This window comes from Lactococcus sp. (assembly GCF_036648155.1).
GTDB classification, from domain to species: Bacteria; Bacillota; Bacilli; order Lactobacillales; family Streptococcaceae; genus Lactococcus; species Lactococcus cremoris.
On sequence record NZ_JAVXIY010000010.1, the window covers coordinates 19,732 to 42,046 of the forward strand.

Genomic DNA, 22,315 nt, shown 5'->3' on the forward strand with positions numbered 1-22,315 from the left:
TAAATTCTTTGTTAATTTCAATAGGACTAAAGAATGAAAACCTATTCTGTCTTTTTTAAATTTCTGAAAGTACTTTCTGATAGAAAAGAAAAAAGCTGTCATTAATGACAACTTTTTATCAATCGAAAATTAAGCTTCTTCCATTGCAATAATTGCTTTGAGGATGGCAGCAGTTTCTTTCCAGTCACGAACAGTGATTGTTTCAATTCCCATTTGGACAACTGGATAATCATTTCCACCAGGTTGAGTCATGTCACCAAAGTAGAGGATTTCTTCTTTAGTTACGTTGAGTTCTTCCATCAAATGATTCATTCCAAATTCTTTATTTTGACCAGGAACAAAACCGTTAATTGTTGTTGTTCCGGCAACTTCAAATTCAAACTCTGGAGCATATTGGCTAGCCAATTTAGCGATTTCATTACGTTTTGTCATGTCTGGGTCCCAAGCTTGTTTAGCTTCAACCCCAGCTTTTTGACCAATTGCTGAGTAAGCAATCATTGATTCACGATTTTCATTAATTTCATCACCAGGAAGAAGAACAGATTCGTCCCAATGACCAAGTTCTTTAGCTGCTTTTTCAAGTGCTCCCATAATGGCATTGGCTTGTTCGTCAGTTAAAGCATAATTGAAGACTTGTTTCCATTCACCAGCTTTGTGAGCATAATATTGAGTTCCTTGAGCAACAAACAAATGGAAATTATCCAAATTTGCAGATTCAGGCAAGTTATTAATAATTTGAATCAAAAATTGATCATATTTTTGCCCTGAAATTGGAGCGATAATATATTTTTGAGACAAAGTCGCCAACAATTCAGCCATTTCAGGGAAAATCGGCATTTTTGGTTCATTGAGTGTGTTATCAATGTCGAAACTTAATATTTTTTTCATAAGTTTTCTCCTATTTATTTTCTTATCAACGCTTACATTATAACATTTTTTTAATAAAAAAAACAATCTAATCAAAATAGATTGCTTTTTGAAATCATGAATTATTGCGAGCCTTAGTGAGAGCAGGGACAATAGCAGTGGTTAAAATCACAGCAATAATCACTTCTGTCAGTGAATTTGTCGCAACAATGGCACCTAAGAGGTAACTCAAAGACCATTTTAGAGTTGAGCCAAAGAATAAGAAAATCGATGTCAAAACAAGAACGGTATTAGTAGCAGTTCCGGCAAAGGCAGCCAAGCCAGCACCCAAACGATTATTTGCTATTTTATAAACAAAATAAGGGAGGATACCTACTAAAATTCGAGGAATAAAAGCGATGAATAAACCCCAAGGTGAGCCATGGTGTGTTCCAATCACAGGCTGAAATGGGCTAAATAAGAAACTTGTTGGAGTGGTCACAATCGTTGCCGTAACAAAAGAGATTAAACCCCAGACCAAACCAAGAAAGGCGCCTTTACGCCAACCTAAAATGATTGAGCCAATGATTACGGGAAGATGTAGAAGCGTTGGTTTTACCGGAAAGGGCCAGACGTTAATCACAAACTGAGTAAAAAGCTGGACAACAACCATAATCGCAATAAAAATGGCTAAAATTGCCACATCAGACGCTTTTGATTTTTTCATAAATACCTCATTTATTTTATAAAGAATTTTTTAAATCCGAGATAATGTCAGGTAAGTCGGCGAGAGCTCCCTCACCAAAATCTCCACAAGCGAGTAAAGATTTTTTCGGTTGAATCATATTATAATCTATTTTTTTAAGAATCTCAATGTTTTTTTGAGTTAGAGGATGTTGATACATTTTAGTATTCATGGCTGGCGCAAAATATTTTGGAACAGAGGGTTCAAGTGCAAGGGCAACAGAAGTCACAATATCATCAGCACGCCCTTGAGCCAAACGACTAATTGTATCAGCCGTTGCTGGCGCAACAAGAAAAAGTTCAGTGTTTTTAGCTAAATCAATATGATTAACCAATTCAGGACGTTCCTCGTCCATAATATCTAAATGAACTTTATTTTTTGACAGAACTTGCAAAGTTAAGGGGGTGATGAACTGGGTAGCACTTCTTGTCATTAAGACTGTCACATGATGTCCCTCTTTTGTCAGTAATGAAGTCAAATCAGCCGCTTTATAAGCTGCAATTGAACCTGTTACCGCAAGTGTAATTTTAGTCATTTTTTAATTCCTCCGATATTTTTAAAAGACTGTCAGCAATTTCTGATTTTGTATCTAAAGCAGTTACTTCATTTTTACTGACCAAAAGTGCTTTGTGCTTTTGACCTTCAATATTTTTTAAGTCATTAGCAAGGATAAAATCAGCCCCTGTTGTCAGTAATTTTTCTCTAGCAACATGAAGAAGTTCAGAATTTTCCACACCTACCAACAATTTAAAGCCGAAAAGTAAAACTTTAGGATTCCATTTTTTGATATAAGAAATAATCTTTGGCGTTTTTTCTAAGAGCATGATTTGATGATCAGATTTAGAAGAAATTTTCCCAACCTGCTCAGGACGGTAATCAAGAAGTTCATCTACAGAGAGGCTTCCAGAAAAATTTTCAAGTCCAGTCATGTATACTGGTCGATAGTCACTGACAGCCATACTGTGGATAACCACATCCATTTTAGGAACTAATTTTTCCATTTGCTGATAAAGGTCTTTGGTTCCTTCAATTGGAATATGAGTAAGATGAGCATCATTTTCTGGGAGAACTGCCTGTAATCCAGCCAATAAAAAGACTTCATGACCGGCCTGTAAAAATTTTTCGGCGGCTAATTTACCAAGACTTCCTGTCGCAAAATTACTGATGCCTCGAACCTCATCAATTGGTTCTGTTGTTCCACCAGAAGTAATCAAAACTTTCATTTTTCACCAGTTTCTTTTAGAGTTGCTTTCATTTTATCCTATTAAAAATGTTTTTTCAAGAGAAGTTTATTTACTAAAAAAATTACTGACAGCTGATATAAAAAAGCCATCATTTACTGACAGCTTTTATTGACTTAAAAGAAAGCTTATTTCTTTTTTTTCATTTCTCCACCTTGATAAAGCATTCCTTCTGGAAGGTCATTAAAAATGACATGAATTCCAGAAGTAGGTGCTCCAGCATGTTTTGAGATTGTTTCAGTAATCTCTTTGGCAATCGCAGCTTTTTGCTCTACTGTGCGACCTTCAAATAATTCAACATGGACATATGGCATAATAAATTCTCTTTTCTATAGATTATGACCATATTTTACCATAATTAAATAGAAAAAAACCTAAACAATCAAAAATAATATTTTTACCGTTTGCAGGACTTCTCAGAACTATGTTAAGATAGAACAAAGTATTCTTAAAAATACTAGATAAGTGAAATCAAAAATTGAAATCGAGAAGAAATAGAGAGTAAAAATATGTCTTTAAAAGGATTAACAAGTCTTGAGGTTGAAGAACGAATTCGCCAAGGGAAGATAAATAAAAATATAGATGAGACGGATCGCCCTGTTTGGGAGATTGTAAAACGCAATACCTTTACATTTTTTAATTTGATTTTTGCAGTAATAGCTGTCTTAATCAGTTTAGTTCAAGCATGGAATCAGCTTATTTTCCTTCCAATAATTGTCATTAATACAATTGTCGGAATTTATCAAGAAATCAAAGCCAAACGATATTTGGACCAAATGACCCTCCTACACGCGCCGCAGTCCACAGTGATAAGAAATGGTAAACAAGAAAAGATTGCCTCAGATGATTTGGTTGAAGAAGATATTATCATTCTTAAAACAGGAAATCAAATTGTTGCTGATGCTCGTATTGTTGAGGGAAGTATCTTTGTCAATGAATCTCTTTTAACAGGTGAAGCTGACGAAATTGAAAAAAATGTTGACGATAAGCTTTTGTCAGGAAGTTTTGTTGTGTCAGGAGAAGCAAAAGTAATTTTAGAAAAAGTTGGGAAAGATTCCTACATTTCTAAATTAACAGAGCAAGCAAAGTTGGTCAGTCATGGCGAAGATTCCGAAATGCTTCGAGCACTCAATAAATTATTAAAATGGGTCAGTTTCATTATTCTGCCAATTGCGGTCATCTTATTTACTCAAAATTATTTTGTCAATCACAATACCTTACAAACTAGTGTCGTGGCAATGGTAGCAGCCGTCATCGGAATGATTCCAGAAGGGCTTTATCTTTTAACTACCATCGCTTTAACCCTCAGTAGTGTAAAGTTAGCCCGTAACCAAGTGCTATTGCACAATATGAAAAGCATTGAATCCTTGGCGCGTGTTGATGTTTTATGTGTCGATAAAACGGGAACAATCACAGAACCCAGAATGTCAGTTGAGCAAGCATTTGTCAGTCCTAGTAGTGAGATGAATGAACAAAAATTTATGGGCGTTTTATCTAACTATATTTCCGCAAATACCGATGATAATGACACAATGAAAGCCATTCGAGAATTTATGCTTGCAAAAGGTGATCTTCAAAATCAAATGACAGGCGTCAAAAAGATTATTCCATTTTCATCAAAGGTAAAATATAGTGCGGTTTGTTTTGAAAATGAAAGTTATCTTTTAGGGGCGCCAGAGATTGTTTTAGGAAAAAATTATGAAAAAATTAGTTCTGAAATTAATCATCTCTTAAAAGAAGGATTTCGTGTTCTAGTCTTAGCAAGAACAGAAGAAAAAAACTATGAACAACTTAATTTAGAAACTCAAGCCTTAGGTTATGTTGTTCTAGCAAATCCTATAAGAGAAAATGCTAGAGAAACTTTCAATTATTTTGCCCAACAAGGTGTGAATATCAAAGTGATTTCAGGTGATAACCCACAAACCGTGTCCGCTGTTGCTAAAAGAGCAGGAATTATGGGAGCAGAACACTTTATTGATGCTAATCTTTTGAAGACCGAGGAAGATTTAGACCAAGCGATAGAAAGCTATACTGTTTTTGGACGAGTGACTCCTGACCAAAAGCGCCGTCTTGTACAAGCTCTCAAACGTAAGGGGCATACAGTCGCGATGACGGGAGATGGCGTTAACGATATTTTAGCTATGAAGAGTGCCGATTGTAGTATCGCTATGGCTTCAGGAAGTGATGCTGCGACCCAAGTTGCACAAGTGGTTTTACTCGATTCAGATTTTGGTCACATGACCCAAGTTGTCACTGAAGGGCGTCGTGTGGTCAATAATGTTCAGCGCTCAGCCATCCTTTTCCTTGTAAAAAATCTTTTTTCAATCATTTTAGCGATTATCTCAGCAATCTTTGTCTTCACTTATCCCTTACAAGCCTCACAACTTTCACTCATTAGTTTATTCACCATTGGGATTCCAGGATTCTTACTCTCTTTAGAAGAAAATGATAAACGGATTGAAAAAGACTTTATTAAAAATGTAATCCTAAAAGCACTGCCAGCCAGTCTAACAGAAATTACGGCCGTCTTAGGGGTTGTTATTGCTGGAGCCGCATTTAAATTGACCGCATCAGAAATATCGACATCGGCTGTCATTCTATTAGCCGTTGTAGGTTTCATGATTTTAACAAAAATTAGTGCTCCACTGAATCGATTTAAAATGGGGATAATTATTTTTAATATTGTTGGGATAATTCTCTCAGGTTTTATTTTTAACTCTCTCTTCTCTATCAGTAAAATTTCGTTAGATAGTTTCGTTCTTGTTGCCCTTCTCTCTCTCTTTTCTGAATCATTATTTAGAAACTTTGATTCACTTCTAAAAAAATATTTTAAGTAAAAATAAAAGCTCAAAAAAATAGAAAGAAAAAATGGAAGAAATCAGTCAATCAAGAAGAACACCCGCCTTAATTGAAAAATTAGTCGTACTTTGGGAAAAATCCGTTGAAGTTAGTCATTTATTTTTATCAACTGAAGAAATAAGTGAAATAAAAAAATACGTTCCACAAGCTCTAAAAGAGATTAAACATCTTATCATTGAATCAGACAAAAAAGGAAAACCAATCGCCTTTATGGGAATTTATGAGCATAAACTTGAGATGCTATTTGTGAATCCAGACGATATGAATAAAGGATTAGGCAAAAAATTACTTGAAGAAGCGATTAGTCATTATTTAGTAAGAGAACTTACAGTAAATGAACAAAATCCCCAGGCAAGAGCTTTTTATGAGTATATGGGATTTAAAATTTACAAAAGAGAAGCTATTGATAAACAAGGGCAGCCCTATCCAATTCTTTACATGAATTTGGTTTGAAAAAAATACTCACTTAAGTTATTAGTGAGTATTTTTTTATTAGTTCAAGGATTCTTCCATTGCTGTGCTTTGAGTCTAAGAAAGGTAGAAAAGTGGGAGCAAACAACCAGAAAATATTATATCTGCTTTATATTACAAAAATGTAAGTAGTAATCAAAAGAACTGATGTTAGAATTAAAAAGTAGAGAAAATCTATAAAAAAATATCACTAAAGGAAAGATATAAATGAAAAAAATATTAATAGCGCTAGTAATTTTGGTACCAATTGCCATCACCGGATTTTTCGGATATAACTATTTTCAAAAAAATATAGCTCACGTACACGGGATTATCATGTACAGTGATAATAAAGAAGAAATGGACTCTAAGTTAGAAACTAATAAAAAGAATATAGAGAAAAGCCTAACTGTAGAGGGAAAATACAGTTCAAAATCAGATACATTAGTCTTGAACACACAAGCAGCCAATAAATTAATGAATCAAGGGGCATTTAATCATGTTACGAAAAAAGGGGAAAAGGCTAGTTTTAAGAAAGTCAAAAAACTATCAGCAGAACCTGCCTTGTGGACTTCTAAATCGGATACTTCTGTGACCGATGATAGTGGGAAAATAATTGATTCTAAGAGTAAAGATTACATCGTTTTAGGAGAATATAGCGCGACTTCTAAAATACTAATCCTTGATAATGAAGATTATCAAAATTTTGATGCTAAAACAGAGTATGTCAGTGTAATAAAAGAAAAACGCGACGCTGACAAAGCACTTTTGAGCTATAAGACAAATGGATCTATCCCTTCACACATTTTTCATTATGGAGAATAAACTGGATAATTAAAGCGCAAATTTATTTGATCACTCATTTAAAAGAAGCGAGCGCAATCTTGGTTTTGTCCTAAGAGAATGAAAAGATGATTCTATTAACGAGTAAAATATAAAACAAAATAGTTAAAAAAGTCAGCTGAGGCTGACTTTTTTAGAGTATTAATCATTATGAAGTTTTACACTTATTGTAGACTTAGTTAGAGATTACCATGTACCAATGGCCTTGTCTCCATTGCTAATTCCTTTAGCTGCACCACCAGGCCAAAGTTCAATCCACTCACCATCGGCTAAAAGTCCTTCGAAACCATAGCCGCCAGTTGTAGAATCTGGAATAATTCTCTTATAATCAAAATCTGAAGGGCGATTGAGACTATCTAAGAGTTTACCATAGTTAATTTCAATTTTAATATCTGTCTCGTCACCAAACTGAAGGATTGTATTGGCAGGCAGTTTGAAATCAATTTGTCCTATGTAAGATGTGTTGATATCTTCTAAACTAAAATCAGTATAATCTGTGTGACCAGGGAGTTTATAAGAAGCAGTAATGACAGACTTGAGGTTGGCTCCACTATTCATTGAAGCAATAGTATTGAATTCTTTTGGAAGTTTTAAATTAAAATGTTTATCTCTTGCGATTCCCCAATCAAGTAGGCTTTCAGACTTATAATCAATGACTACCTTACCTGTTTCAAATCCTGCCCCCATATGATTTAATTCATAATTATACTGAATAAGGTTGATTTCTTCAAAAGTTCCTTTATCACCAATCACAATTCGAGGATTTGGTGTTTCGGCACTTGTGCTTTGAATGGTAGTGTTAGGTGAGACTACATCTGCTTGAGCAAGTTGGGCGCCAGTCGTGATTCCGATTGAGCCGAGAGCAAGGATAGAAGTAGTAATTAATGTAATTTTTTTCATTGAGGAAGTCCTCTTTCTTTATTTGATAAACCTAGTATATAGTAATTCTATAAGGAATGCAACCCTTTCCAAACAGTGGATGAAAGTGAATAAATATAAAAAATAGAGTATAAAAATACATGTATGTAATTTATAAACCTGATAAAGACAAGGTTCTGATGAAAAACAAGTGAAAAAACAATGAGAGGAAAATGAGTATTTTAACAAACATTCACATAATGATATAAACATTAAAGCAAAGTTAATTTATTTTAATCTAAAAGTAATTATTCTTTTAATAATCTTTCCAGAATTTTAAAATTATTGTTTGCTATTTTCTGAATAAGTGACTGCAATAATTTTAGAGACTGGTAATAATATTTATAAAGAATTATCTTTTAAATCTTAATAAATCCTATTTTAGAAAATACAAAATCAATCACTTATTATTTAATTAAGAAAGTCAAGAGAAAGGAGGGGTTTTTCATAAAATGCTCCTCTTTTACCTAAGGCTTTTCTACTTTTTTGAAGGGAATAAGACTTTAAATTCAGTATAGAAGTCTAAAAAGCACAAAAACTCAAGTAAAAAATCCACTTGAGTTTTTGTGTTTTAACATTATGTAGAAGATAGAAGTTAAATTTATTATTAGATATTATTTAAAGGGAACAGTTCCATTATCATTTGCTTTGACTGCTTCATCCCCATCACTAATTCCTTTAGCTGCATCACCAGGCCAAAGTTCAAGCCATTCGCCATCGGCGACAAGACCTTCAAAATTATAACCGCCGGTTTTAGAATCTGGAATAATTTTCTTATAATCAAAATCTGAAGGTCGATTGAGACTATCTAAGATTTTACCAAATTGAATTTCAATTTTGATATCTGTCTCATCACCAAGATGAATTATTGTAGTGGCAGGCAGTTTGAAATCAATTTGTCCTACATATTCTGTATTGATATTTTCTCGACTAATTTCAGTATATTCATTATGACCAGGTTGTTTATAAGAAGCCTTAATGAATGATTTGAGAGTTTCTCCATTCGACATCGATGCGATAGCATTAAATTCTTTTGGAAGTTTCAAATTAAAATGTTTATCTGTTTCGAATCCCCAATCAAACAGACTCTTAGATTTATAGTCAATCACCATATTACCTGTTTCGAATCCCACACCCATATGATTTAATTCATAATCATACTGATCAAGCATAATTTGTTCAAAAGTTCCTTTATCACCAACTACAATCCGAGGACTAGGTGTTTCAGAAGTTGTACTTTGGATAGTAGTGTTAGGTGAGACTACATCTGCTTGAGCAAGTTGGGCGCCAGTCGTGATTCCTATTGAGCCGAGAGCAAGGATAGAAGTAGTAATTAATGTAATTTTTTTCATTGAGGAAGTCCTCTTTCTTTATTTGATAAACCTAGTATATAGAAAATTCATAAGGAATGCAAACCTTTCCAAGTTAATGAAAACAGTGAATAAATATAAAAGTTAAGGAATAAAAATACAATGTCGTATTCTAGAAATCGTACAAACAAAGGAATTTAGTTAAAATAAAATAAAAGTATTATGAGATTAAAATAAATATTTTAATAAACTTCTACATAATGATATAAACATTAAAATGAAATTAATTTATTTTAATTAAAAAGCAATACTTTTTTTCCTCGTCTATTATTTAATAGTCCTTTATTTGATTGCGATTGATCGTTAACTAGAATCAATGAATAAGCTAAAGAAATTAATAATTTTAAGTAGCATAGAACAGTAGTTAATTTGGTGCTCGTTTTTATTAAAGCAAGGAGGTAAAATACAAATGAAATATGATATAATTTAGAATGTATTTAGACTTACAAGGACTAAAAAAAATATTTTTGGCGGGGGCTGAAGATAAAAATAATAAAAGGGAAAAGTAATGGCGCAATTATATTTCAAATATGGGACGATGAATTCAGGAAAATCAATTGAGATTTTGAAAGTGGCTCATAATTATGAGGAACAGGGCAAGCCAGTTCTATTGATGACATCAAGCCTAGATACCCGTGCTGGTGTTGGAACAGTTGCGAGTCGGATTGGTATGAAAGCAGAAGCTATCGCAATTGATGATAAAATGTCTGTTTTTGATTATGTGAATAGCCTGTCTGCTAAACCTTTTTGTGTCTTAATTGATGAGGCACAATTTTTAAATAAAAAACATGTCTATGATTTTGCGCGAGTAGTCGATGAATTGAATGTTCCAGTCATGGCCTTTGGTTTGAAAAATGATTTTCGTAATGAACTTTTTGAGGGTTCTAAATACCTGCTTTTACTTGCTGATAAAATTGAAGAAATTAAAACGATTTGCTGGTATTGTAGTAAAAAAGCGACGATGGTTATTCGAACAATTGACGGTAAACCAGTCTATGAAGGTGAACAGTTACAGATTGGCGGAAATGAAACTTATATTCCGGTTTGCCGGAAGCATTATTTTAAACCAGAAATCTAGGAGGAAATAGATGTTTTATCATTTTAAAGGAACAATCACAGGGGAAGATTATCAAAGAATTCTCGGACAAATGACTAAGCGAATGATGCTGGTTTTTTCAGGAATCATGCTTGTTTTTTTAGTTGTTAATTTGTTGATGAGTCAAGGACAATGGATTTGGTCAGTCGTTTCTGCACTGCTTGTGCTTGTTTTAGGGAATCTTTTTTTACATTGGCAACTGAAAAGCCGTTTTTTGAAAAATTTTAAGCCACAAGAACTTGACATGTATGTGACAGAGGAACAAATTAAAGCTCAAATGAATGTACGAAATGTTGAGATTTTTTCAGACCGTGTTCACTTTTTTCAAGGAAGAAATCAAGTGATGATTTTTAAAAAGGACATGCTACAAGATGTGACACAATGGGATTCTTTTGTAAATATGGCAAAAAATTTACCATTAAAAACTAAAAAATAATTAAAGGAAATAAAGAAATGTTTGATCAGTTAGAGTCAATAGTTGGAAGATATGAAGAATTGGGTGAGTTATTATCTGACCCAGAAGTAGTTTCGGATACAAAGCGTTTTATGGAATTATCACGTGAAGAAGCAGATTTACGGGATAAAGTGGCGACTTATAATGAATACAAGAAAGTCCTTGAAACAATTTCTGATAGTGAAGAAATGCTTGGTGAGGGTGGACTTGATGATGAAATGAAAGAAATGCTCAAAGAAGAACTTTCATCAGCAAAATCACAAAAAGAAGTTCTTGAAGAAGAAATCAAAATTTTACTTTTGCCTAAAGATCCAAATGATGGTAAAAATATTATTTTAGAAATTCGTGGAGCTGCTGGTGGGGATGAAGCGGCGCTTTTTGCGGGTGATTTATTAAATATGTATCAACATTTTTCTGAATCTCAAGGTTGGAAGTTTGAAATTATGGAAGCGAATGTCACTGGTATTGGGGGTTATAAAGAGGTTTCAGCTTTGATTTCGGGTCCATCTGTTTATTCGAAATTGAAATATGAATCTGGTGCTCACCGAGTACAACGTGTCCCTGTAACCGAAACACAAGGGCGCGTGCATACTTCGACAGCGACAGTGCTTGTGATGCCTGAAGTTGAAGAATTCGAAATGACAATTGAGCAAAAAGATTTGCGCGTGGATATTTATCATGCGTCTGGTGCCGGTGGTCAGAATGTCAATAAGGTTGCCACAGCCGTGCGGATGGTTCACTTGCCAACAGGGATTAAAGTTGAGATGCAAGAAGAACGGACTCAGCAAAAAAATCGCGATAAAGCCATTAAATTGTTGAATACGAAAGTTTTTGATTACTATCAACAAATTGAATTGGACAAACAAAATGCAGAGCGTAAATCAACTGTCGGAACAGGTGACCGTTCTGAGCGGATTAGAACTTACAATTTCCCACAAAATCGTGTAACTGACCACCGAATTGGTTTGACTTTACAAAAATTGGATAGTATTTTATCTGGCAAAATGGATGAAGTGATTGATGCTCTGATTGTTTATGACCAAACGAAGAAATTAGAAGAATTAAATAAATAATGAATTTTGAATTTGAAGATTTTGTCATTCGAGAAGTTGGTCATGAACAACGGACGATGCAAACCTCAAAAAAAGTGAATAATGTCTTAACAGATGTGACGATTTTTCAGGTCAAAGGGCTAAATGAGTCTTTTGATTTGCTTTATTGTGTGGGAAAAAATGGGGATAGCTGGGTAGTTGCAGAAAAGATAGAGTCTCTTTCGCATCATTTGCACCGAGCACAAAGGACACGGATGTCCATTGAAAAATTTAAGGGAAATAATTACTGCCGCCTTTGGCAAGAAGTTAAAAAAGGTAAAGATTGGAGCCAAACTAAGAAAAGTTTACCTTTATCAGAGTTTGGTAAATACAGTAAAAACCCAATACGTAAGACTTTTTCAGAACTTGGAGCAAAGCTTGGAACTTTGGCGGAGCTGGTCGATGAAACAAATCAAAATCGAAAACAGTATGCCTTGCTTTTTTCACCTCAGGAAATAAAGGTTCCCCTATGTGCTTATCTTCTGACGAGAATTTCACCATTGATTTAGAAATAAAAGTAGTCAAAATAGAAGTTAGTTCTAAAATGAAACCTGTCAGTAGGGAGGAATTTAATTTTGATGAATGAGAAGAAAATTATGAATCAAACAATTGGAAAAATGTTAGTTCACGCGTCAGTTCGTGATTTTAAAGCTGAACCTTTGCCAGCTCAAACAAAAGATTTACTGCTAAAAGCAGCACAATCTGGTGCTTCGTCAAATTTTATACAGGCCTATTCAATTATTGAGGTAGCGGATGTTAATTTACGACGTGAAATTGCTAAAATTTCTGGTTCGGACGCTTATGTGAATCAAACGGGTGTATTTTATGTTTTTGTGGCTGATTGGTATCGGCAAGCTCAGATTTTAAGGGCGGAGAATAAAGATGTGAAAGCTCTTCGTAATATGGAAGCTTTGACAGTTGCCATTGTTGATACTACAATTGCTGCCCAGAATATGACAGTAGCAGCTGAATCTATGGGGCTTGGCATTTGTTATATTGGTGGAATTCGTAATGACACGTCTAAAGTGGCAGAGTTGTTAAATTTACCAGAATTGACACTTCCACTTTTTGGACTGACAATTGGTCTACCAAATAGCCGAAACGAAGTAAAACCACGTTTGCCAAAAGCAAATATTTTGTCAGTCAATGGTTATAATCATGAATCATTGACTGATTTAAGTACTTATAATGAGCAAACGGCAGAATATTATGCCAATCGCAGTCATCATCAAAAGTCGACAAATTGGTCACAGGAGATGAGTGATTTTCTTACGAATCCTCGTCGTGAGGACCTGGCAGATTTTTTGAAAAAACAAGGATTTACATTGGACTGATAAGTTGATAAAGCCTGATTTTATTGGGCTTTTTTGCTATACTTGAAAGAGTAATTTAAAAAGAGATTAGAAAAAATAAAAAGTCTTAGAAAGTGGAAAAGTATAATGCTTTGGATTGAAGCTGTGCGAACTTTGTCAGCAGATTTAGAAGAACCTTTTGAGTTAGAGTTTGTCTGGCGAAATTTACATGAACTTAATAAGTTATCTTGGTTGAATTTAATGCGTGAAAAAATTACTGACCAAGAGTTAAATTTACTGACAGAGCTATCAGAACGTTTGATTAAAAATGAACCCCCACAATATATTGTGGGCTGGGCAGAATTTTATGAATTAAAATTTAAGGTTGATGAGCGAGTGCTCATTCCACGTCCAGAAACTGAAGAATTAGTTGAAATGATTTTAACTGAAAATAACAATGATTCGCTGAAAATTTTAGATATTGGAACGGGCTCCGGAGCAATTGCAATTTCTTTAGCTAAAGCTCGGCAAAATTGGTCAGTAAAAGCTTCTGACATTTCACAAAATGCGCTAGAATTGGCGGCTGAAAATGCGAAAATCAATCATGTCAATTTGGAATTTATTCAATCAGATGTGATGGATGAACTTACTGACAGGTTTGATATCATAGTTTCCAATCCCCCCTATATTGCTTTTGATGAAACTTATGAAATGGATGATTCTGTCATTAAATATGAGCCTGATTTAGCCCTTTTTGCCAAAAATCAAGGTTTAGCAATTTACCAAAAAATTGCTGACCAAGCGGTCAACCATCTGACAGATGATGGAAAAATTTATTTGGAAATTGGCTATAAGCAAGGACAAGCTGTTCAAAAAATTTTTCAAAAAGAATTTACTGACAAAACAGTTAGCATTCATCAAGACATTTTTGGTAAAGACCGTATGATTAGTGTCAAATAAACAAGATCAAGTGAATCACTGAGAGCTCTCGATTTTCATTTCCAAGTGGTCAAATGTGACTTTTTAAGGGAGAAAAATGAATCATTTAAAATTTGAACAAGTATTTCAGCAAAAAAAAGATTTTTTACCAATATTATTATTAGCTGATGATGGTCCGCATTTAGAAAATTATCTGGAAAATGGTGATTTATTTACTCTGTCATTAAAAAATGGAAAGACCGTTGCTTGTGCTGTAGTCATAAAAAAACAAAAAAATACTTTTGAAATTGAGAATTTCGCTGTAGAAACTAGTTTTCAAGGACAGGGATTTGGTCAGCAAATGATGAAGCAACTTATCACTTATTTGAAAGAAAATTTAGCAGCTGATGAGTTCATACTTGGAACAGATGATGTTTCAGGGAATGTTGAATTTTATGAAAAATGTGGTTTTGAAATTACTCATATAATAAGCAATTATTTTGTTGAAAATTATGACCAACCCATTTTTGAAGGGAAACAGCAATTAAAAGATAAAATATATTTAAGAAAGAAGTTAAAATGAAAGTTGAAAATGATTTGCGTACGATGTCCTCTTTTTTGCAAGTGCAATTAAAAGATGTCAAAACTTTGGTTGAATCCAACAAGATAGACCAGGCTAAAGAAACTTTGAACTTTGTTCAAGGCGGACTCAATAATTTTGCTAATGAACTTGAAAAAGTTGAAGGTGGATTTTATGGTATTATTGGCTTTCTTTTTCGCCGTCCTTATAAAGTACCAGATGATTTGAAAGATATCAGAGAAAATCTTTTTATTGAAGCAAATAAACTGCAAAAAGATTTAGATAAACAATCAGAAAAAGAAAATAATAGTAAAAATCGAATGATAGCGAGAGCAGTAAAAGCGCTAAAAAATGGACAATTAGTGGTTTTACCAACTGAAACAGTTTATGGTTTATTTGCAGATGCCATGAATGAGCAAGCGGTCCAAAAACTTTATTCGGTTAAAGGACGTCCAACCGAAAAAGCTTTAAATATGAATGTTTCAAGTTTTGAAGATATTCTAAAATATTCCATCAACCCACCAGATTATTTAGGTAAAATTGTTGATGCATTTCTTCCTGGTCCTCTAACTATCATTTTAGAAGCTTCTAGCGAAGTTCCTGAATGGATTCATATTGGCAAAAGCACTGTTGGTTTTAGAATGCCCAACATAGCAGTGACCCAAAAAGTAATTAAAGAAGTGGGTGTTTTGGTTGGACCTTCCGCTAATTTAACCGGTTCTAAAAGTCCAAGTTTCTTTGCCGATTTAAGTCCGGAGATCTTGGGAAATGCCGCAGTCGCTGTTCAAGATGATAGCATCTATGGATTAGATACGACAATCATTGATTTAACGCAAGAAAAACCAAAATTATTACGTCAAGGGGCAGTAACTAAGGCAGAACTACTTAAAAAAGTTCCTGAACTTGGACAAATTGAATAAAATACGCTGAGAAAAAGTAATCTAAAAATTTCCGAACAATCTTTGGCAAGCTGAAGATTTCTAAGCCAACATATTTCAAAAAATGTGCTTTAGCCGATATAATAGTTTTAGAGTTAAAAGTTTGCTTGCGAAAGTAAATTATAATTTAACTGATTAAGTTTATAGCGTTTAAGACTATAAAATTCTACTTATATTTTTAAAAATATCCCCAATAGACATACAAGGAGAACGAATGATTTTTGATAAAGAAGATTTTGAAAGCTTTGACCCAGAATTGTGGGCGGCCATTCATGCTGAGGAAATTCGTCAGCAACAAAATATTGAATTAATTGCTTCTGAAAATATTGTTTCAAAGGCAGTGATGGCAGCACAAGGTTCTGTTTTGACGAATAAATATGCCGAAGGATACCCAGGGAAACGTTACTATGGTGGTACAGAAGCGGTTGATGTTGTGGAAAATTTGGCAATTGACCGTGCAAAAGAACTTTTCGGTGCAAAATTTGTCAATGTTCAACCTCACTCAGGTTCTCAAGCCAATGCTGCAGCCTATATGGCATTAATTCAACCAGGAGATACAGTTCTAGGAATGGATTTAAACGCTGGTGGTCATTTGACGCACGGAGCTTCAGTCAATTTTTCAGGAAAAACTTATCATTTTGTCCCTTATGGGGTAAATCCTCAAACAGAGCTTTTAGATTATGAAGAAATTCTTAAAATTGCTAAAGAAGTTCAACCTAAACTGATTGTGGCAGGGGCTTCTGCCTATTCACGTTTGATTGATTTTGCTAAATTCCGCGAGATTGCTGATAGCGTTGGTGCGAAATTAATGGTTGATATGGCTCATATTGCTGGTTTAGTGGCTACTGGTGCTCACCCCAATCCACTTCCTTATGCTGATGTTGTCACCACAACAACTCATAAAACTTTAAGAGGCCCACGCGGTGGAATGATTTTAACCAATGATGAAGTCTTGGCTAAAAAAATCAATTCCGCAATTTTCCCTGGAACGCAAGGTGGACCTTTAGAACACGTGATTGCTGCTAAAGCAGTCGCTTTTAAAGAAGCACTTGACCCAGAATTTGCCACATATATTGAACAAGTCATTAAAAATACTCAAGCAATGGCTGACGAGTTTGCTAAGGTTGATGGACTACGTTTGATTGCAGGAGGCTCAGATAATCACTTACTTAATTTGAAGGTCTTAGATCTTGGAATTAATGGGAAAGAAGCACAGGACTTATTAGATAGCGTTCATATCACGCTTAATAAAGAGGCCATACCAGACGAAACTTTATCTCCATTTAAAACCTCAGGAGTGCGAATTGGTGCGGCAGCGATCACATCAAGAGGATTTAAAGAAGCTGAAGCTCGAAAAGTTGCTCAATTAGTTTCTAAAGCCTTGGTTAATCATGACAACCAAGAAAAACTCGAAGAAGTTAGGAAAGCTGCTTTAGAGTTAACACATCAATTTCCATTATAATTTGTAAAAATTAGACAATAATTTTTGTCTAATTTTTTTATATTAAGTTAAATTTAAACGAGAAGTGTTATAATAGAACTTATATAAAAATGGCCGCATAAAAATATTGATATGGACTAGTGAAAAAATTAATTGAAGAGAATTAATTAAAAGTCGGTCAGAAAAATTTAGGTAAGTGATATGTTTAAAAAATTAATTGGATTAATAATGCTGATACTTCTTGTATTCGGTGGTTTTTACGTTTACCGTATGCACGAAAATGTGAAACATGTAATGTCTTATGAAGCAGAGGTTGAGAAAACCCTGAAAGCGCAAGGATTAAGCGGAGATACAAAGTTAGCGCTTGCGATTATTTATACTGAAACTAAAGGGAAACAAGTTGATATTATGCAATCAAGCGAAAGCTTGAATGGAAAAACAAATACTTTTTCCACAGAGGAAGAAAGTATCAAACAGGGGATTTCTAATCTTTCAAAGGTATTAGAATACGCATCAGAAAAGAAAGTTGATGCTTGGACGGGAGTTCAGGCTTATAACTATGGAAGAGCTTATGTTGATTATATTGCGGCCCATGGAGGCAAGAATACCATTGCTCTTTCAAAAGCATATTCCAAAGATGTCGTTGCCCCAAGTTTAGGAAATACGACTGGTGAGACTTATTATCATTTGACTTTTGATTCTTTATTTTACAACCAAGGAAAACTCTATTCTAATGGTGGAAATATTTTTTACGCCAAAGAAGTTGAATGGAACATGTTATTACTTGATTTGTTAAATTGGTAAAATGCTGTTTAGACAGAAGTTCACATCATTGATGTGATTTTTGTCGAACAGTATTTTTTTATAGTTGAATTATCAGAAAATTATATTATAATAGTGTTTAATAAATAATTTGAGGAAGTGAAATCGATGATTTATAATTTTGGTGCAGGACCCAGTGTACTTCCAAAGGAAGTCTTGAAAAAGGTTCAAGAAGAACTGTTAGACTTTGAAAAAAGTGGCATGTCAGTGATGGAAATTTCTCATCGCTCCAAATCTTTTCAAGAGGTCATTGATGAGGCGCAAAATAATTTGCGCGACTTGATGTCCATTCCTCAAAACTATAAAATATTATTTTTACAAGGCGGGGCTTCCACTCAATTCTCAATGATTCCGATGAATTTGGCTCTTGGGAAAAAAGCTTATTATGCAATCTCAGGGGCCTTTGGAAAAAAGGCTTATGATGAGGCAGTAAAATTGAGTCAGAACTTAGATTTTGAAGCAATCAGTTTGGGTTCAACTCAATCAGAACATTATAATCATCTTTTGAAAATTGATAAGTCCAAAGTTGATGAGCAAATGGCAGCTTATTTGCATATAACAACAAATAATACTATTGAAGGAACGACTATTTTTCCAGAAAATCTACCAGAAGTTAATTCTGTTCCTTTAATTACTGATATGAGTTCAAATATTTTGGCAGTTGATTATGATGTGAGTAAATTTGGTTTAATTTATGCTGGAGCTCAAAAAAATCTAGGGATTGCCGGTTTGACAATTGTCATTATTCGTGAAGATTTATTGAATCAAAAAGAAAGTCTTTCATCAATGATGGACTACCGTATTTTGGCTCAGAATGGCTCTATGTATAATACACCACCAACTTTTGCTATTTATTTGGCTGGTTTGGTATTCAAATGGGTCAAAGAACAGGGCGGAGTTAAAAAACTTGAAGCAATAAATCACCAAAAAGCTCGGATGCTTTATGATTTAATTGACCAGTCGGATTTTTATCAGAGCCCAGTTCTAAATGAAGCAGAGCGGTCGATATGTAATGTTGTCTTTACCAGTCCAAGTAAGGAACTGGATGCTTTATTTGTGCAAAAGGCCGAAGAAAAAGGTTTTAAATCAATCAAAGGTCATCGGTCGGTTGGGGGAATGCGAGCAAGTATCTACAACGCTTTTCCAATAGAAGGTGTGCTTGAATTGGTTAAATTTATGAAGGAATTTGAAGAGGAAAATAAATGACTTATCAGATTAAAACAATAGGAAATAATATTGACCAAGTTGCTCTGGATGAAGTTGGCGAACAATTTGCTGTCAATCAAGTACCAGAAAACAAAGCGGACGCTTTTATTTGTCGTGCCCAACCTTTTCATGATTATGAATTTTCAAAAGAACTGTTGGCCATTGGACGTGCGGGGGCTGGATTTAATAATATCCCGATTGAAAAATGCGCAAGCAAAGGAATTGTTGTCTTTAATGCCCCTGGTGGGAATGCTAATGCGGTCAAAGAGTTGGTCTTGTCAATGATGATTTTTGGGACCCGTAATTTGAAACCTGCCAATAAATGGCTGACAGGACAAAAAGGAAATGATAAGGCCATTGACGTTGCAGTTGAAAATGGGAAAAAAGCATTTTCTGGTTCAGAAATTTCTGGAAAAACTTTAGGTGTGATTGGTCTTGGAAATATTGGCTCAAAAGTTGCTAATGATGCACAGCGTTTAGGGATGAAAGTGATTGGTTATGACCCATATCTCTCAATTGAGCATGCTTGGAATTTGTCACATCATGTCAAACGGGTCAATGATTTGTCAGAAATTTTTGAGAAAGCAGATTATATTACGGTTCACACGCCAGCGACTGATGAAACAAAGGGAATGCTTAATTGGAAAAATTTATCAAAATGTAAAAATGAAGTGATTTTGCTGAATTATGCTCGAGATGAGATTTCAGATAAAGAAGCCATTCTTAAGGCGATTGATGAAGGGATTGTTCGTTTCTTTGGCACCGATTTTGGTTCTGAAAAATTTTATCATCACCCTCAAGTTTTTTTGACTCCTCATTTAGGGGGATCAACAGCAGAAGCCAGCTTAAATTGTACTCGGATGGCTCTTGATTCTGTTCAAACCTATTTGAAAACGGGTGAGATTATTAATTCAGTCAACTTTCCGCGTGTTTTGCAAGAGTTAAATACGCCTTATCGTGTGACCTTAATCAATAAAAATGTGCCAAACGTTGTGGCGCAAATTTCTTTAGCAGTTGCCGAAGAAAATATTAATATCGCTAACATTGTCAATCGTGGTCAAGGGGATTTTGCTTATACATTACTTGATTTAGATGAAAAAGACGAAAGAAAATTGGCGGCTTTGGTTTCGCGTTTTGAAGCTTCTGAAAATATTGTGCGTGTACGTTTAATTGAGAATCCAAATTTATTTTAAATTTGATCATAAATATTTTTGAAAGACAAGTAGGATAGAGGAAAAATGACAGTAAAAGGATTACTTGTGATGGATGTCGATAGCACCTTGATTGAGGAGGAAGTCATTGACCTCTTGGGAGAAAAAGCAGGCTTAGGTGAAAAAATCTCTGAAATTACGGCGGCTGCTATGTCAGGCGAGTTGGACTTTAAAGAAGCTTTGAAAGAAAGAGTCGCCTTACTCTCAGGGCTACCAACGACGATTTTTGATGAAATTTATAAAGAAATTCATTTGACAAATGGAGCGACTGGGCTGATTGAAACTTTACATGGCAGAGGTTGGAAAGTTGGTGTCGTTTCGGGTGGTTTTCATGAAATTGTGGATAAATTGGCTATAGATTTAAAACTAGATTATGTTTTTGCCAATCGGTTGGCTGTGCAAGAGGGTTATTTGACTGGCGAAACTTATGGAACGATTGTCGATAAAAGTTTCAAATTGGAAAGATTGAAGCAGTGGGCCAAGGAAAATAAGTTGAATTTGTCTGAGGTAGTCGCTGTTGGGGACGGGGCAAATGATATTCCGATGTTAAATGCTGCTGGTCTTGGAATTGCTTTTTGTGCAAAACCAGCGGTTAAAGCTGCTGTGGCTTATCATATTGATAAAAGAAATTTATTGATGGTTTTAGAACTTCTGGAAAAATATACTGACAAGCAATCGCTTATAAATTGATAAAAAAATACTGACGGAAAATCTGTCAGTATTTTTTTAGTATTTGATATTAAAATCGGTAAAATCAGGGAAACTTGTAGGACTCGACTCGACATAAGTTACTTTCGCAAAGGGAGAAAGACGACCTTTGGAAGATTTTTCGCCACGAATAAGGGCCGTAAATTCTTCTAATTTTTGGGAGTCATCAGTTTGGGCAAGGATACCAACGGTACCATCATCATTATTCCAAACACGACCTAAAATTCCTAATTCACGGGCACTTATAATAACAAAATAGCGAAAGCCGACTCCTTGAACTCGTCCAGAAACAATCATTTTTACTTTGAACATTTTAGCTCCTTTCATTCGTTAAATTATTGAGTGACTTGTTTATTTAAAACGTTTTCTTTTATTATAGCATAAGCACAAGCAAGATTGGCAAAAATCTGATAAAATAAGAGAATGGAAATCATCAGTTCAAAAGATAATAAAAAAGTTAAAGAAGCAAGAAAATTGCTGACAAAAAAATACCGTAAAAATTCATATCTCATCGAAGGATTTCATTTGTTGGAGGAAGCACTGAAAGCTGGTCATTCAATAAAGCAAATTTTTGTTGAAGAAAATAAACTGGATAAACTGACAGCAATGATTGGGTCTGAAAAATCACTGACAGACTTATCTGTAAATCTGGTCAGTAAAGATGTACTAAAATCTTTAGCTGACAGCGAAAGTCCACAAGGACTGATTGCTGAAGTGTCAAAAATTGAAGAAGTTATTGATTTTTCAGCATCAAAATTTTTACTTTTAGAAAATGTGCAAGATCCAGGAAATGTCGGAACCATGATTAGAACGGCTGATGCAGCCGGCTTTTCAGCTGTTATTTTACTTGGTGAAACGGCAGACCTTTATAGTCCGAAGGTTATGCGTTCAATGCAAGGATCAAATTTTCATTTAGCGATTGCCCGCATGAATGAAGAAGAATGTTTTGCTGCGCTCAAACAAGCAAAAATTTCAATTTTGACAACAACGCTATCAGCGAATTCTGTATCTTATAAAACTGTTGAGGAATCATCTTTTGCTTTGGTCATGGGCAATGAAGGAGCTGGAGTATCAGACTTTGCCGTGGAATCTGCTGATAAGCTTGTTCATATTGACATGCCAGGACAAGCGGAATCTTTAAATGTCGCTGTGGCTGCTGGGATTTTGATGTTTTCATTGTAAATTACTGATGAAAACCCTAGCATATTCGTAAGCGCTCAAGCGCTAACGACTATCCTATGACAGAAATTGATTTTGGCTCGTAAATACTAAAGAAACACCTATAT

Annotated in this window: 25 protein-coding genes; 17 read left to right on the plus strand and 8 right to left on the minus strand. The window is 34.6% G+C overall.

The window, feature by feature from the left end; translation table 11 throughout:
• Positions 1 to 129 precede the first annotated feature (129 nt).
• The 5 genes from RSC39_RS10300 to RSC39_RS10320 form a co-directional block, all read right to left on the minus strand.
• Positions 130 to 888: an HAD-IIB family hydrolase gene (locus tag RSC39_RS10300; RefSeq protein ID WP_011675578.1), complete on the minus strand. Its 759-nt coding sequence runs from the start codon at positions 886 to 888 to the stop codon at positions 130 to 132.
• Positions 889 to 982: 94 nt separating this feature from the next.
• On the minus strand, positions 983 to 1,573 hold the full coding sequence (locus RSC39_RS10305) for an ECF transporter S component (RefSeq protein WP_011834573.1): 591 nt from the start codon (positions 1,571 to 1,573) through the stop codon (positions 983 to 985).
• Between the two features lie 16 nt (positions 1,574 to 1,589).
• Positions 1,590 to 2,126 (minus strand): phosphopantothenoylcysteine decarboxylase, encoded by a 537-nt coding sequence (gene coaC, locus RSC39_RS10310; protein WP_063281470.1) that lies wholly within the window; start codon positions 2,124 to 2,126, stop codon positions 1,590 to 1,592.
• Positions 2,119 to 2,814 carry a phosphopantothenate--cysteine ligase gene (locus RSC39_RS10315; protein WP_063281469.1) on the minus strand — a complete coding sequence of 232 codons (696 nt, stop codon included), beginning with the start codon at positions 2,812 to 2,814 and terminating at the stop codon, positions 2,119 to 2,121. The genes coaC and RSC39_RS10315 overlap by 8 nt, the downstream gene beginning before the upstream one ends.
• Before the next feature lie 146 nt (positions 2,815 to 2,960).
• Complete coding sequence (locus tag RSC39_RS10320) at positions 2,961 to 3,146, minus strand: 2-hydroxymuconate tautomerase (protein ID WP_011675581.1); 186 nt, start codon at positions 3,144 to 3,146, stop codon at positions 2,961 to 2,963.
• A 195-nt stretch (positions 3,147 to 3,341) separates the two neighbouring features.
• Here RSC39_RS10320 and RSC39_RS10325 point away from each other — a divergent pair, with 195 nt between their 5' ends.
• The 3 genes from RSC39_RS10325 (at position 3,342) to RSC39_RS10335 (ending at position 6,966) form a co-directional block, all read left to right on the plus strand.
• Positions 3,342 to 5,669: a cation-translocating P-type ATPase gene (locus RSC39_RS10325; protein WP_332537007.1), complete on the plus strand. Its 2,328-nt coding sequence runs from the start codon at positions 3,342 to 3,344 to the stop codon at positions 5,667 to 5,669.
• 31 nt (positions 5,670 to 5,700) lie between these two features.
• Positions 5,701 to 6,144, plus strand: a complete 444-nt coding sequence (locus RSC39_RS10330) for a GNAT family N-acetyltransferase (protein ID WP_332537009.1) — start codon at positions 5,701 to 5,703, stop codon at positions 6,142 to 6,144.
• A 225-nt stretch (positions 6,145 to 6,369) separates the two neighbouring features.
• Positions 6,370 to 6,966, plus strand: a complete 597-nt coding sequence (locus RSC39_RS10335; protein ID WP_332537011.1) for a lipoprotein BA_5634 family protein — start codon at positions 6,370 to 6,372, stop codon at positions 6,964 to 6,966.
• 204 nt (positions 6,967 to 7,170) lie between these two features.
• On the opposite strand, the gene RSC39_RS10340 is transcribed toward RSC39_RS10335, so the two are convergent.
• Entirely contained in the window at positions 7,171 to 7,884 is a 714-nt protein-coding gene (locus RSC39_RS10340) for a hypothetical protein (RefSeq protein WP_332537013.1), read from the minus strand.
• Positions 7,885 to 8,516: 632 nt separating this feature from the next.
• Positions 8,517 to 9,254: a hypothetical protein gene (locus RSC39_RS10345; protein ID WP_063281464.1), complete on the minus strand. Its 738-nt coding sequence runs from the start codon at positions 9,252 to 9,254 to the stop codon at positions 8,517 to 8,519.
• A gap of 526 nt (positions 9,255 to 9,780) precedes the next feature.
• On the opposite strand from RSC39_RS10345, the gene RSC39_RS10350 reads away from it, so the two are divergent.
• From RSC39_RS10350 to serB, 13 genes are all read left to right on the plus strand, one after another.
• Complete coding sequence (locus tag RSC39_RS10350) at positions 9,781 to 10,350, plus strand: thymidine kinase (protein ID WP_011675593.1); 570 nt, start codon at positions 9,781 to 9,783, stop codon at positions 10,348 to 10,350.
• Between the two features lie 10 nt (positions 10,351 to 10,360).
• Complete coding sequence (locus RSC39_RS10355) at positions 10,361 to 10,804, plus strand: hypothetical protein (RefSeq protein WP_332537016.1); 444 nt, start codon at positions 10,361 to 10,363, stop codon at positions 10,802 to 10,804.
• 17 nt (positions 10,805 to 10,821) lie between these two features.
• Complete coding sequence (gene prfA / locus RSC39_RS10360; RefSeq protein ID WP_332537018.1) at positions 10,822 to 11,895, plus strand: peptide chain release factor 1; 1,074 nt, start codon at positions 10,822 to 10,824, stop codon at positions 11,893 to 11,895.
• A complete protein-coding gene (locus RSC39_RS10365) occupies positions 11,895 to 12,422 on the plus strand; it encodes a hypothetical protein (protein ID WP_332537020.1) in 528 nt (175 codons plus the stop codon). Before prfA ends, RSC39_RS10365 begins: the two co-directional genes overlap by 1 nt.
• Before the next feature lie 69 nt (positions 12,423 to 12,491).
• Positions 12,492 to 13,247 carry an oxygen-insensitive NADPH nitroreductase gene (gene nfsA / locus RSC39_RS10370; protein WP_332537022.1) on the plus strand — a complete coding sequence of 252 codons (756 nt, stop codon included), beginning with the start codon at positions 12,492 to 12,494 and terminating at the stop codon, positions 13,245 to 13,247.
• 105 nt (positions 13,248 to 13,352) lie between these two features.
• Complete coding sequence (prmC, locus tag RSC39_RS10375) at positions 13,353 to 14,165, plus strand: peptide chain release factor N(5)-glutamine methyltransferase (protein ID WP_332537024.1); 813 nt, start codon at positions 13,353 to 13,355, stop codon at positions 14,163 to 14,165.
• 76 nt (positions 14,166 to 14,241) lie between these two features.
• Complete coding sequence (locus tag RSC39_RS10380) at positions 14,242 to 14,706, plus strand: N-acetyltransferase (protein WP_332537026.1); 465 nt, start codon at positions 14,242 to 14,244, stop codon at positions 14,704 to 14,706.
• A gap of 23 nt (positions 14,707 to 14,729) precedes the next feature.
• The gene (locus tag RSC39_RS10385; RefSeq protein ID WP_332537073.1) at positions 14,730 to 15,623 is read left to right on the plus strand and encodes an L-threonylcarbamoyladenylate synthase; all 894 of its coding nucleotides are present in this window, start codon (positions 14,730 to 14,732) and stop codon (positions 15,621 to 15,623) included.
• 232 nt (positions 15,624 to 15,855) lie between these two features.
• Positions 15,856 to 17,103: a serine hydroxymethyltransferase gene (glyA, locus tag RSC39_RS10390; protein ID WP_332537028.1), complete on the plus strand. Its 1,248-nt coding sequence runs from the start codon at positions 15,856 to 15,858 to the stop codon at positions 17,101 to 17,103.
• A 180-nt stretch (positions 17,104 to 17,283) separates the two neighbouring features.
• Positions 17,284 to 17,886, plus strand: coding sequence for a lysozyme family protein (locus tag RSC39_RS10395; RefSeq protein ID WP_063281458.1), 603 nt, complete (start codon positions 17,284 to 17,286; stop codon positions 17,884 to 17,886).
• 126 nt (positions 17,887 to 18,012) lie between these two features.
• Positions 18,013 to 19,110: a 3-phosphoserine/phosphohydroxythreonine transaminase gene (gene serC, locus RSC39_RS10400; RefSeq protein WP_332537031.1), complete on the plus strand. Its 1,098-nt coding sequence runs from the start codon at positions 18,013 to 18,015 to the stop codon at positions 19,108 to 19,110.
• Positions 19,107 to 20,303 (plus strand): 3-phosphoglycerate dehydrogenase family protein, encoded by a 1,197-nt coding sequence (locus tag RSC39_RS10405; protein ID WP_332537033.1) that lies wholly within the window; start codon positions 19,107 to 19,109, stop codon positions 20,301 to 20,303. Before serC ends, RSC39_RS10405 begins: the two co-directional genes overlap by 4 nt.
• Positions 20,304 to 20,348: 45 nt before the next feature.
• Complete coding sequence (gene serB / locus RSC39_RS10410) at positions 20,349 to 21,011, plus strand: phosphoserine phosphatase SerB (RefSeq protein WP_332537035.1); 663 nt, start codon at positions 20,349 to 20,351, stop codon at positions 21,009 to 21,011.
• Between the two features lie 36 nt (positions 21,012 to 21,047).
• On the opposite strand, the gene RSC39_RS10415 is transcribed toward serB, so the two are convergent.
• Positions 21,048 to 21,341: an acylphosphatase gene (locus tag RSC39_RS10415; protein WP_332537037.1), complete on the minus strand. Its 294-nt coding sequence runs from the start codon at positions 21,339 to 21,341 to the stop codon at positions 21,048 to 21,050.
• Between the two features lie 111 nt (positions 21,342 to 21,452).
• Here RSC39_RS10415 and RSC39_RS10420 point away from each other — a divergent pair, with 111 nt between their 5' ends.
• The gene (locus RSC39_RS10420; protein WP_063281454.1) at positions 21,453 to 22,211 is read left to right on the plus strand and encodes an RNA methyltransferase; all 759 of its coding nucleotides are present in this window, start codon (positions 21,453 to 21,455) and stop codon (positions 22,209 to 22,211) included.
• The last annotated feature ends 104 nt before the right edge of the window (positions 22,212 to 22,315 follow it).

Excerpts from the sequence above, each read along its gene's own strand:
- RSC39_RS10320 (WP_011675581.1), bottom strand. The coding sequence starts at position 3,146 with ATGCCATATGTCCATGTTGAATTATTTGAAGGTCGCACAGTAGAGCAA.
- RSC39_RS10335 (WP_332537011.1), top strand. The coding sequence starts at position 6,370 with ATGAAAAAAATATTAATAGCGCTAGTAATTTTGGTACCAATTGCCATC.
- RSC39_RS10415 (WP_332537037.1), bottom strand. The coding sequence starts at position 21,341 with ATGTTCAAAGTAAAAATGATTGTTTCTGGACGAGTTCAAGGAGTCGGC.
- coaC (WP_063281470.1), bottom strand. The coding sequence starts at position 2,126 with ATGACTAAAATTACACTTGCGGTAACAGGTTCAATTGCAGCTTATAAA.
- serB (WP_332537035.1), top strand. The coding sequence starts at position 20,349 with ATGACAGTAAAAGGATTACTTGTGATGGATGTCGATAGCACCTTGATT.
- prmC (WP_332537024.1), top strand. The coding sequence starts at position 13,353 with ATGCTTTGGATTGAAGCTGTGCGAACTTTGTCAGCAGATTTAGAAGAA.
- RSC39_RS10395 (WP_063281458.1), top strand. The coding sequence starts at position 17,284 with ATGTTTAAAAAATTAATTGGATTAATAATGCTGATACTTCTTGTATTC.
- RSC39_RS10305 (WP_011834573.1), bottom strand. The coding sequence starts at position 1,573 with ATGAAAAAATCAAAAGCGTCTGATGTGGCAATTTTAGCCATTTTTATT.
- RSC39_RS10405 (WP_332537033.1), top strand. The coding sequence starts at position 19,107 with ATGACTTATCAGATTAAAACAATAGGAAATAATATTGACCAAGTTGCT.
- RSC39_RS10420 (WP_063281454.1), top strand. The coding sequence starts at position 21,453 with ATGGAAATCATCAGTTCAAAAGATAATAAAAAAGTTAAAGAAGCAAGA.
- prfA (WP_332537018.1), top strand. The coding sequence starts at position 10,822 with ATGTTTGATCAGTTAGAGTCAATAGTTGGAAGATATGAAGAATTGGGT.
- glyA (WP_332537028.1), top strand. The coding sequence starts at position 15,856 with ATGATTTTTGATAAAGAAGATTTTGAAAGCTTTGACCCAGAATTGTGG.
- RSC39_RS10365 (WP_332537020.1), top strand. The coding sequence starts at position 11,895 with ATGAATTTTGAATTTGAAGATTTTGTCATTCGAGAAGTTGGTCATGAA.
- RSC39_RS10315 (WP_063281469.1), bottom strand. The coding sequence starts at position 2,814 with ATGAAAGTTTTGATTACTTCTGGTGGAACAACAGAACCAATTGATGAG.
- nfsA (WP_332537022.1), top strand. The coding sequence starts at position 12,492 with ATGAATGAGAAGAAAATTATGAATCAAACAATTGGAAAAATGTTAGTT.
- RSC39_RS10380 (WP_332537026.1), top strand. The coding sequence starts at position 14,242 with ATGAATCATTTAAAATTTGAACAAGTATTTCAGCAAAAAAAAGATTTT.
- RSC39_RS10350 (WP_011675593.1), top strand. The coding sequence starts at position 9,781 with ATGGCGCAATTATATTTCAAATATGGGACGATGAATTCAGGAAAATCA.
- RSC39_RS10300 (WP_011675578.1), bottom strand. The coding sequence starts at position 888 with ATGAAAAAAATATTAAGTTTCGACATTGATAACACACTCAATGAACCA.
- RSC39_RS10345 (WP_063281464.1), bottom strand. The coding sequence starts at position 9,254 with ATGAAAAAAATTACATTAATTACTACTTCTATCCTTGCTCTCGGCTCA.
- RSC39_RS10325 (WP_332537007.1), top strand. The coding sequence starts at position 3,342 with ATGTCTTTAAAAGGATTAACAAGTCTTGAGGTTGAAGAACGAATTCGC.
- RSC39_RS10330 (WP_332537009.1), top strand. The coding sequence starts at position 5,701 with ATGGAAGAAATCAGTCAATCAAGAAGAACACCCGCCTTAATTGAAAAA.
- RSC39_RS10355 (WP_332537016.1), top strand. The coding sequence starts at position 10,361 with ATGTTTTATCATTTTAAAGGAACAATCACAGGGGAAGATTATCAAAGA.
- RSC39_RS10385 (WP_332537073.1), top strand. The coding sequence starts at position 14,730 with ATGTCCTCTTTTTTGCAAGTGCAATTAAAAGATGTCAAAACTTTGGTT.
- RSC39_RS10340 (WP_332537013.1), bottom strand. The coding sequence starts at position 7,884 with ATGAAAAAAATTACATTAATTACTACTTCTATCCTTGCTCTCGGCTCA.
- serC (WP_332537031.1), top strand. The coding sequence starts at position 18,013 with ATGATTTATAATTTTGGTGCAGGACCCAGTGTACTTCCAAAGGAAGTC.